The organism is Streptomyces sp. NPDC032161 (genome assembly GCF_040636995.1).
Classification (GTDB): domain Bacteria; phylum Actinomycetota; class Actinomycetes; order Streptomycetales; family Streptomycetaceae; genus Streptomyces.
Map to the genome: position 1 here is coordinate 103,481 of NZ_JBEZVN010000019.1, position 9,645 is coordinate 113,125.

General features: G+C 72.6%; 7 protein-coding genes. All 7 read left to right on the plus strand.

The features are described from left to right. Positions 1 to 179: 179 nt before the first annotated feature. The 7 genes from pdhA to AB0E67_RS25940 all read left to right on the plus strand — a co-directional run bounded on the left by pdhA (position 180) and on the right by AB0E67_RS25940 (position 9,321). Positions 180 to 1,355, plus strand: a complete 1,176-nt coding sequence (gene pdhA, locus AB0E67_RS25910; RefSeq protein ID WP_362030944.1) for a pyruvate dehydrogenase (acetyl-transferring) E1 component subunit alpha — start codon at positions 180 to 182, stop codon at positions 1,353 to 1,355. Beyond that, complete coding sequence (locus AB0E67_RS25915; RefSeq protein WP_362030946.1) at positions 1,352 to 2,383, plus strand: transketolase C-terminal domain-containing protein; 1,032 nt, start codon at positions 1,352 to 1,354, stop codon at positions 2,381 to 2,383. Before pdhA ends, AB0E67_RS25915 begins: the two co-directional genes overlap by 4 nt. After that, positions 2,383 to 3,954: a dihydrolipoamide acetyltransferase family protein gene (locus AB0E67_RS25920; RefSeq protein WP_362030948.1), complete on the plus strand. Its 1,572-nt coding sequence runs from the start codon at positions 2,383 to 2,385 to the stop codon at positions 3,952 to 3,954. The genes AB0E67_RS25915 and AB0E67_RS25920 overlap by 1 nt, the downstream gene beginning before the upstream one ends. Before the next feature lie 301 nt (positions 3,955 to 4,255). Then, positions 4,256 to 5,098 carry an NTP transferase domain-containing protein gene (locus AB0E67_RS25925; protein ID WP_362030950.1) on the plus strand — a complete coding sequence of 281 codons (843 nt, stop codon included), beginning with the start codon at positions 4,256 to 4,258 and terminating at the stop codon, positions 5,096 to 5,098. A gap of 215 nt (positions 5,099 to 5,313) precedes the next feature. Then, positions 5,314 to 7,077, plus strand: a complete 1,764-nt coding sequence (locus AB0E67_RS25930; RefSeq protein ID WP_362030952.1) for a molybdopterin molybdotransferase MoeA — start codon at positions 5,314 to 5,316, stop codon at positions 7,075 to 7,077. Next, positions 7,035 to 8,171, plus strand: a complete 1,137-nt coding sequence (locus tag AB0E67_RS25935) for a potassium channel family protein (protein ID WP_362030954.1) — start codon at positions 7,035 to 7,037, stop codon at positions 8,169 to 8,171. Before AB0E67_RS25930 ends, AB0E67_RS25935 begins: the two co-directional genes overlap by 43 nt. Before the next feature lie 163 nt (positions 8,172 to 8,334). After that, a complete protein-coding gene (locus AB0E67_RS25940; protein ID WP_362030956.1) occupies positions 8,335 to 9,321 on the plus strand; it encodes an NAD(P)H-quinone oxidoreductase in 987 nt (328 codons plus the stop codon). Positions 9,322 to 9,645: the final 324 nt, after the last annotated feature.

Genomic DNA, 9,645 nt, shown 5'->3' on the forward strand with positions numbered 1-9,645 from the left:
AAATGCGCTCGCGACCGAACAATCGGTAGGTGAGGCACGCCATAGTCGCGCCTCGGACAGCGCTCGACATTTCGATGTATTTCGACACCCCTCGGCTTCGGACGATCCCCCCGTGGATTGGACGACCCCCGAAGCCGACAGACGCCGCTCGAAACCCTCGACGCCAGGAGGTGCTTGTCATGACGGTCCAAGAGCTGCCCGGCGCGGCCGCTTACCGCCCCACGCCGCCCCCGGCCTGGAAGCCGCTCACCGATCCCGCGCCGCTGCTCCCGGACCCCGAGCCGTACCGTGTGCTCGGTACGGATGCCGCGGGCGACGCCGATCCCGGGCTGCTGCTCCGGCTCTACGCGGAGCTGGTCCGCGGTCGCAGGTACAACGCGCAGGCCACCGCCCTGACCAAGCAAGGGCGGCTCGCCGTCTACCCGTCGAGCACCGGGCAGGAGGCGTGCGAGACAGTGGCCGCGCTGGTGCTGGAGGACCAGGACTGGCTCTTTCCCAGCTACCGCGACACGCTGGCGGCCGTGGCGCGCGGACTGGACCCGGTCGAGGCGCTGACGCTGCTGCGTGGCGACCGGCACAGCGGTTACGACCCGCGTGAGCACCGCATCGCACCGCTCTGCACCCCGCTCGCCACCCAGTTGCCGCATGCCGTGGGCCTGGCCCACGCGGCGCGCCTGCGGGGCGACGACGTCGTGGCGCTGGCCATGGTCGGCGACGGCGGCACCAGCGAGGGGGATTTCCACGAGGCGCTCAATTTCGCGGCCGTCTGGCGGGCCCCGGTCGTCTTCTTCGTGCAGAACAACGGCTTCGCGATCTCCGTGCCGCTGGCGAAGCAGACCGCGGCCCCGTCCCTGGCGCACAAGGCCGTGGGGTACGGGATGCCGGGCCGGCTGGTGGACGGCAATGACGCGGTGGCCGTGCACCAGGTCCTCGGCGAGGCGGTCGCGCGGGCGCGGAGCGGTGGCGGTCCCACACTCGTCGAGGCGGTGACATACCGCATGGACGCCCACACGAACGCCGACGACGCCACGCGCTACCGCACCGACAGCGAGGTGGAGGCGTGGCGTGCGCACGATCCGATCCAGCTCCTGGAACGGGAGCTGACCGAACGGGGACTGCTCGACGACGGTGTGAGGGAAGAAGCGCGCGCGTCCGCCGAGCGGATGGCGGCGGCGCTGCGTGAGCGGATGAACGCCGATCCGGTGCTGGACCCCATGGATCTCTTCGCCCACGTATACGCGGAGCAGACCACTCAACTGCGGGAGCAGGCTGCCCTGTTGCGCGCGGAGTCGGAAGTCGAGCAGGACCAGCGGTACGACCAGCAGGACCGTGACGGAACGGAGGAGGGGCGATGACCATCGCAGCGGCGCCGGCCGGCGAGCGGACCGCGAAGACCAGACCCGCCACGATGGCGCAGGCTCTTGGGCGGGCGCTGCGCGACTCGATGGCCGAAGATCCGACGGTGCACGTCCTCGGTGAGGACGTCGGCACGCTCGGCGGGGTCTTCCGGATCACCGACGGTCTGGCGAAGGAGTTCGGCGACGACCGCTGCACGGACACCCCGCTGGCCGAGGCGGGCATTCTCGGCACGGCCGTCGGCATGGCGATGTACGGGCTGCGGCCCGTGGTGGAGATGCAGTTCGACGCGTTCGCCTATCCGGCGTTGGAGCAACTCATCAACCATGTCGCCAAGATGCGGAACCGGACGGGCGGTGCCATGCCGCTTCCGATCACGGTCCGGGTGCCTTACGGGGGCGGGATCGGAGGGGTCGAGCACCACAGCGATTCCTCGGAGGCGTACTACATGGCGACGCCCGGCCTCCATGTCGTCACCCCTGCAACGGTCGAGGACGCGTACGGGCTGCTGAGGGCGTCGATCGCCTCCGACGACCCGGTGGTCTTCATGGAGCCGAAGCGGCTCTACTGGTCGAAGGCGGACTGGTCGCCCGACGCGCCCGCGGCCGTCGAGCCGATCGGGCGGGCCGTCGTCCGCCGACGCGGGCGCAGCGCGACACTGATCACGTACGGCCCTTCGCTTCCGGTCTGCATGGAGGCCGCGGAAGCGGCGGTCGAGGAGGGCTGGGACCTCGAAGTCGTCGACCTGCGTTCGCTGGTGCCGTTCGACGACGAGACGGTCGGCGCCTCCGTACGGCGTACGGGGCGCGCGGTCGTCGTCCATGAGTCCTCCGGTTTCGGCGGTCCGGGCGGTGAGATAGCGGCCCGGGTGACCGAGCGGTGCTTTCACCACTTGGAGGCGCCGGTGCTGCGGGTCGCCGGGTTCGACATCCCGTACCCGCCGCCGATGCAGGAGCGGCACCATCTGCCGGGCGTGGACCGGGTGCTCGACGCGGTCGCCCGCCTGCAGTGGGAGGCGGAGAGCTGATGGCCCAGGTACTCGAATTCAGGCTGCCGGACCTCGGTGAGGGGCTCACGGAGGCGGAGATCGTGCGCTGGCTGGTGGAGGTCGGCGATGTCGTCGCCATCGATCAGCCGGTCGTCGAGGTCGAGACGGCCAAGGCGATGGTGGAGGTGCCGTGCCCGTACGGGGGAGTGGTGACGGCTCGGTTCGGTGAGGAGGGTGCGGAACTGCCGGTCGGGGCACCTCTGTTGACCGTTGCGGTGGGCTCCGGGGAGGACGGAGGGACCGAGGCGCCCGTAGGGGCTGGGGCGTCTGCGGAGTCCAGGAGGGCTGTGGGGACCGGAGGGGCCGTGGGGGCTGAGGGATCTTTGGGAGGTGCGGGGGCCGCGGGATCCGGTGGGTCGTCGGGTGCCGGGGCCCGGGCCGCGGGGGTGTCCGGAACCGGTGAGGCGGAGTCGTCCGGCAACGTGCTCGTCGGATACGGGACCGGCGCGCCGGTGGCCCGCCGTCGACGGGTGCGTCCTTCGGCGTGGGCGGTGGCGGGCGTCGAGCGGGAGACGACCGGTTCGGCCGGGGCCGCTCCGGTGGCTCGCGCCGCCGTTCCCGACGCGGATCCGGGGCCGGTGGCCGTTGTCTCGCCGCTGGTGAGGAAGCTGGCGCGACAGCATGGCCTGGATCTGCGCCGACTGGTGGGATCCGGCCCCGAAGGGCTGATCCTCCGGGCCGATGTCGAGTCCGCGATCAGGGCGTCGGAGCAGGAGGCTGCGGAGGCCCGTACCGCCGCCCCCGATTCCGCCGCCACAGGCACCGCCTCGCAGTCCGCGGTCCCGCAGCCGGTTGCGGCGTCGGCGGCGTCGATGCGGCCCGCGTCGGTGGGTCGAGGGGCGGTTCCGGCTGCGGAGCGGATCCCGCTGCGGGGCGTACGGGGCGCGGTCGCCGACAAGTTGGCGCGCAGCCGCCGGGAGATTCCCGACGCCACGTGCTGGGTCGACGCGGATGCCACCGAGCTGATGGCGGCCAGGGCCGTGATGAACAGCGCGGGCGGCCCGGTGACGGGCCCCAAGGTATCGGTGCTGGCTCTGTTGGCGCGTATCTGCACCGCCGCGCTGGCCCGGTTCCCCGAGCTCAATTCCACGGTGGATCCGGAGGCGCGGGAAATAGTGCGGCTGCCGGAGGTCCATCTCGGGTTCGCGGCACAGACCGATCGTGGACTGGTCGTCCCTGTCATACGGGACGCGCAGGCCCGGAACGTGGAGTCGATCGGGGCCGAGATAGGCCGACTGACCGAGGCGGCGCGGGCGGGGAGACTCACTCCGGCGGAGCTGACCGGGGGCACGTTCACGCTGAACAACTACGGGGTGTTCGGTGTCGACGGCTCGACCCCGATCATCAACCACCCGGAGGCGGCGATGCTCGGTGTCGGCCGGATCGTGTCCAAGCCGTGGGTGCACCGGGGCGAACTCGCCGTACGCCAGGTCGTCCAGCTCTCGCTGACCTTCGACCACCGGGTCTGCGACGGCGGTACGGCGGGCGGGTTCCTGCGCTACGTGGCCGACTGCGTGGAACAACCGGCGGTTCTGCTGCGCACGTTGTAGCCGGACGGCCGGGGAGTGGCCGCGGATTCCGTTCCTCCGCGTACTCCTTGCCCCTCTTCGCCGCCTTCTCGTCCTCTCCTCGTTCCTCTTCGCCCCTCCTCGCCCGTGTCCTCTGTGCCTGCGTCTGTGTCCGCGATCGGTCTGCCTCAGCGGTCGGGCAGGGACACGCGGACAGGGCGGGGAGAGGGGCGGGGGACGAGGGGCGCGGAACGGGGCACGGCGAGGAGCGGGGTCGGAAGGGCCGCGAGGACCGGGAGGACCGGAGGACCGCCGGGAGGGCGTGGCCCGCATACTCGGAGGCATGACCGCGTATGACGCCATCGTCCTTGCCGGAGGGGCCGCCGCACGACTCGGCGGAGCGGACAAGCCCGGAATCCGGGTCGGTGGCCGCACGCTGCTCGACCGGGTGCTCGCGGCCTGTGCGGGCGCCTCGACCACCGTGGTGGTGGGCGGGCGTCGGCCCACGGCGCGTGCGGTGACCTGGACACGTGAGGTTCCGCAGGGAGGCGGGCCGTTGGCCGCGCTGGACGCCGGGGTGCGGCGCACCGGAGCGGAACGGGTGCTCGTGCTCTCCGCCGATCTGCCGTTCCTCGCGGGGAGCACCGTCGCGGCGCTGCTGGACGCCGTCGGCGACGGCGAGCGGGAGGGGGCCCTGTGCACGGATCAGGAAGGGCGCGACCAGCCTCTCGTGGCCGTCTACCGGGCCGAGCCACTGCGCCGTGAACTCGCCCTGATCGCCGTCGAGCACGGCGGTCTGTCCGGACTTCCGTTGCGGCTGCTGACGGAGGAACTGGATCTGGTGCGGGTGCCGGCCGGCCCTCTCGCCTCCTTCGACTGCGACACCTGGGAGGACATCGCGCAGGCCCGAGTCCGCATCAGGGAGCATGGGACCGTGCTGGACGAATGGATCACCGCAGTCAAGAACGAACTGGGTATCGAGCTCGATGTGGACACCGATGTCCTGCTCGACCTCGCCCGTGATGCCGCTCATGGTGTCGCCCGGCCCGCGGCGCCGTTGACGACCTTCCTGGTCGGATACGCGGCGGCGAAGGCGAGCGGCGACGGCCCGGCAGCGGTGGCCGAGGCAGCCCGCAAGGCTGCGGCGCTGGCTCGGCGGTGGGTGGACGAGAACGAGAGTCGATGACGATCCGGGACGACGGGTCCGACCCGTTTCCGGGGTGGAGCCCGGGGCTGAGCACGAGCCATGGCCCTGGCCCGGCAGCGGGACAGGGGCCGGGAATGGGACCGGGCCCGGCAGCGGAACCGGACTTGGGAACGGGGCCGGGCCTGGGAACGGGACAGGGCCCGAGTGCGAATCCGGTACCTGAGCCGGGCGCGGCTCCGAGCAAGGAGCAGGGCGTGTCCCCGGGGCCGGGTACGAATCCGGCTCCGGGTGCGAGTCCGGAGGAGGTGCGGGCCGCCGAGGAGGAGCTGGCTGTCGAGCAGGCCCTTGCCCTGGTCAGGCGTCAGTCGTCGGGTGAGCCCCGCCCTACGGGTCGGCCCGCCTCGGTGGATCAGGGGCCCGACGCTCACCGGGCCGTCTCCGCCGGGCAGGGGTCCGCGGCCGGTCGGTCCGGCCCCGCATCCGAGCACGAGGACGCGGCCCGGTCGTCTGCCTCGTACCGGCGAGCCGGCCGCATCCCCGACCCGGACCGGCGTGCCGACAGGCGCCCCGCGCGGGATCGGAGCGGGCGGTCGACCTCCTGGCCGGAGGCGCGCGCCCTTGCCGCCCGGTCGGGCCGCGGCGACCCCGCCCGCGTCCGGCACCTTCCCCTCGACCAGGCACTCGGGCACGTACTCGCCGAACCGCTCGTGGCACTCACCGATCTGCCGCCCTTCGACACCTCCGCCATGGACGGCTGGGTCGTCAGCGGGCCGGGACCGTGGACCGTCCGCGAGTCGGTGGGGAGCGAGGAAGGTCTCGAAGGGGCCGGGGACGCGGCTCCGGGTCCGGGGCCGAGCCCGGACCCGAGTGCGAAGAGCCGGCGGGTGCGGGAACGGGGGATCCTCGCCGGTCACGCTGCTCCCGCCAGGCTCCCCGACGGGGACGCCGTACGGATCGCCACCGGTGCGCGCGTCCCGGCGGACGCCAACGCCGTGATCCGCAGCGAGCACGGCCGTGTCGACGAGGCCAAGGGACTGCTCCACGCCCGGTACCGGGTGCACCCCGGGCAGGACATCAGGCCCCGCGGCCAGGAATGCCGCTCCGGTGATCTGCTGCTGCCCGCCGGAACCGTGGTGACCCCCGCCGTACTCGGACTGGCCGCCGCCGCGGGATACGACGGACTGGCCACCGTTCCGCGTCCCCGCGTCGATGTCCTCGTCCTCGGAGACGAGCTGCTGACCAGCGGTCTGCCGCACGACGGACTGATCCGCGACGCGCTCGGGCCGATGATCGGCCCCTGGCTGCGGGCACTGGGCGCCGCCGTCTCCGCCCCGCAGCGTCTCGGCGACGACGCGGCGGCCCTTCGGCGCGCGCTCACCGATTCCGACGCCGATCTTGTCGTCACCACGGGCGGTACTGCTGCGGGCCCGGTCGACCACGTCCATCCGGTGCTCTCCGAGCTCGGGGCCGAGCTGATGGTCGACGGCGTCGCCGTTCGTCCGGGCCACCCGATGCTGCTGGCCAGACTCAAAGCAGCCGGACCGTACGTCGTCGGGCTGCCCGGCAATCCGCTGGCCGCCGTGGCGGGCCTTCTCACGCTCGCCGAGCCGCTGCTCCACGGTCTGGCCGGCCATGTTCCGCACGAGCCGTACCGGGCCGCCGTGCGCGACGAGTTGCCCGGGCATCCGCATGACACCCGGCTGGTGCCCGTCGTCCACCGGGTGGCCGTTTCCCGCCACGAAGCGACCGGGGGCCGGGAGGGCGGCGGCCGAGGAGCCGGGGGGCGGGGAGCCGACCGCCCGACCGGTGGCGTGGGCGCGCGCGATGTCGGAACCGGAGGCGTTGCCGAGTACGTCGTACCACTGCGTTACGACGGTCCGGCGATGCTCCGGGGGGTCGCCGTGGCGGACGGGCTGGCCGTTGTGCCGCCGGGCGGGGTACGGTCCGGCACCGAGGTGGAGATCCTCGAACTACCGTGGGCGTCGGCGACGCCGTGGACGGAAGGGTGTTTCACGTGAAACTTCCCGGCCACGATGCGATGGCCAGGCGCGCTGACGAGCATGTGGTCCCCACACGGGTACAGCTCCCGCGCAGGGTCGTCGACCGGCCTGCCCGGCAGGTGACCAAGCGGCTGTCGATGGCGCTGCTGGTGCTGGCCATCACGGTGGTGATCGTCTGGCTGGACCGCAAGGGATACCACGACGCCGCCGATGACACGGTCGACCTGCTGGACTCGGTGTACTACGCGACGGTCACCCTCTCCACCACCGGCTACGGCGACATCACCCCGTACAGCGACAGTGCCCGGCTCGCCAATGTGCTGCTCGTGACGCCGCTGCGGGTGCTCTTCCTGATCATCCTGGTCGGCACCACCCTTGAGGTCCTCACTGAACGGACCCGGGAGGACTTCCGGCTGAAGCGTTGGAGAACCAACTTGCGTGACCACACCGTCGTCGTCGGATTCGGCACGAAGGGCCGTTCGGCCATCCAGACCCTGCGTGCCTCCGGCCTGAGAAATGACCAGATCGTCGTCGTCGACCCGGCGAGCAAGGTGATAGAGATCGCCAACGCCGAGGGATTCGTGGGGGTGGTCGGCGATGCGACGCGCAGCGATGTGCTGCTGCGGGCCGAGCTCCAGAAGGCGCGGCAGATCGTCATCGCCACGCAGCGCGACGACACGGCGGTGCTGGTGACGCTGACGGCGCGGCAGCTCAACCGGAGCGCGAAGATCGTCGCCGCGGTGCGTGAGGAGGAGAACGCCCCGCTGCTGCGGCAGTCCGGTGCCGACGCCGTGATCACCAGCGCCAGCGCGGCCGGACGACTGCTCGGCCTCTCCGTCCTCAGCCCCAGTGCGGGCACGGTGATGGAGGACCTGATCCAGCAGGGCAGCGGTCTCGACCTCGTCGAACGGCCGGTGATAAAGGCCGAGGTGGGCAAGAGCGTCCGGGAGACGGACGATCTCGTGGTCAGTGTGCTGCGTGGGCACCGGCTGCTCGCCTACGACGACCCGGCGGCGAGCCCGTTGCAGTTGACGGACCGCGTGATCACCATCGTGCGCGCCACGAACGAACAGGCGCTCGGCAACCCGGCGCCCGGCGGCCCCCGCCCGTAGCCGGCGCTTGGACGCACCGCATGCCACCGGCCCGTACGGTGGTGCTGTCCGACCTCGTCCGCGTTGCTGGTCGGCCCTCGTGAGGGGGTGGGCGCTCTTGCGGCGGGGGTTGTCCGGCTCGCGTCAGGGCGCCCGGCCCGTGGCACGGAGTAGCCTCGCGGCCATGTATGCGATCACCATCCCCGAACCCGGTGGCCCCGAGGCGCTCGTATGGGCCGAGGTGCCCGATCCGGTGGCCGGCGAGGGCGAGGTCCTCGTCGATGTCGTGTCCAGCGCGGTCAATCGCGCCGACGTGCTGCAGCGGCAGGGGTTCTACAACCCGCCGCCCGGGGCGTCACCGTACCCGGGCCTGGAGTGCGCGGGGCGTGTCTCGGCGGTCGGCCCCGGCGTCAGCGGCTGGTCGGTCGGCGACGAGGTGTGCGCGCTGCTCGCCGGTGGCGGTTACGCGGAGAAGGTCGCCGTGCCGGTGGGGCAGCTGCTGCCGGTGCCGGAGGGGGTCGACCTGGTGACGGCCGCGGCGCTGCCCGAGGTGACGGCCACGGTCTGGTCGAACGTGTTCATGGTGGCCCATCTGCGCCCCGGCGAGACCCTGTTGGTGCACGGCGGGTCCAGCGGCATCGGCACCATGGCGATCCAGCTCGCCAAGGCGGTGGGCGCGCGGGTCGCGGTGACCGCGGGCGGACCGGAGAAGCTGGCGCGCTGCGCGGAGCTCGGGGCCGACATCCTGATCGACTACCGCGAGCAGGACTTCGTCCAGGAACTGCGCAGGGCGACGGACGGGGCGGGCGCGGACGTCATCCTCGACATCGTCGGCGCGAAGTACCTGGACCGGAACGTGAAGGCACTCGCCGTCAACGGCCGACTGGCCATCATCGGGCTCCAGGGTGGCGTGAAGGGCGAGCTGAATTTGAACGCCCTGCTGCGTAAGCGAGCCGCCATCACCGCGACCTCGCTGCGGGGCCGTCCACTCGACGAGAAGGCGGCGATCGTCGCCGCCGTACGCGAGCATGTCTGGCCGTTGATCGCCGGTGGGGTCGTCCTGCCGATCGTGGACCGCTCGCTGCCGATGCCGGACGCGGCCGAGGCCCACCGGGTGCTGGAGTCCAGCGCCCACATCGGGAAGGTGCTGCTGCGGAACCCGGCGGCCTGACCGCGCCCGGCGCCTGCCTGACAGCTGCCCGTGCCTGGTCGACCGCGCCCGGCGTCTGCCCGACCGTTCTCCGTGCCTGGCCGACCGCGTTCCGTGCCTGGGCCTACGGCGCTCCGGACGCCCTGACCGGTGCCCGCGGCACGTGCGGGCCACGTGCGCACGGGGCGACGCATCGCGCTCGTGCCGGGCGCGTACACATGTACGTCGGGCGCGGGCCGCGGTGACCACGGGCGTCCCCGTACGCGCCCGTGCGGGGACGTGCATGGAGAGGCCCGGGGGGCGCCCGGGGGGGGCGCCGGGGGCCGGGGGGCCACCGCCGGGGCG

What these genes read in the sequence shown, in the direction of transcription:
- pdhA (WP_362030944.1), top strand. Translation starts at nt 180, where the DNA reads ATGACGGTCCAAGAGCTGCCCGGCGCGGCCGCTTACCGCCCCACGCCG.
- AB0E67_RS25915 (WP_362030946.1), top strand. Translation starts at nt 1,352, where the DNA reads ATGACCATCGCAGCGGCGCCGGCCGGCGAGCGGACCGCGAAGACCAGA.
- AB0E67_RS25920 (WP_362030948.1), top strand. Translation starts at nt 2,383, where the DNA reads ATGGCCCAGGTACTCGAATTCAGGCTGCCGGACCTCGGTGAGGGGCTC.
- AB0E67_RS25925 (WP_362030950.1), top strand. Translation starts at nt 4,256, where the DNA reads ATGACCGCGTATGACGCCATCGTCCTTGCCGGAGGGGCCGCCGCACGA.
- AB0E67_RS25940 (WP_362030956.1), top strand. Translation starts at nt 8,335, where the DNA reads ATGTATGCGATCACCATCCCCGAACCCGGTGGCCCCGAGGCGCTCGTA.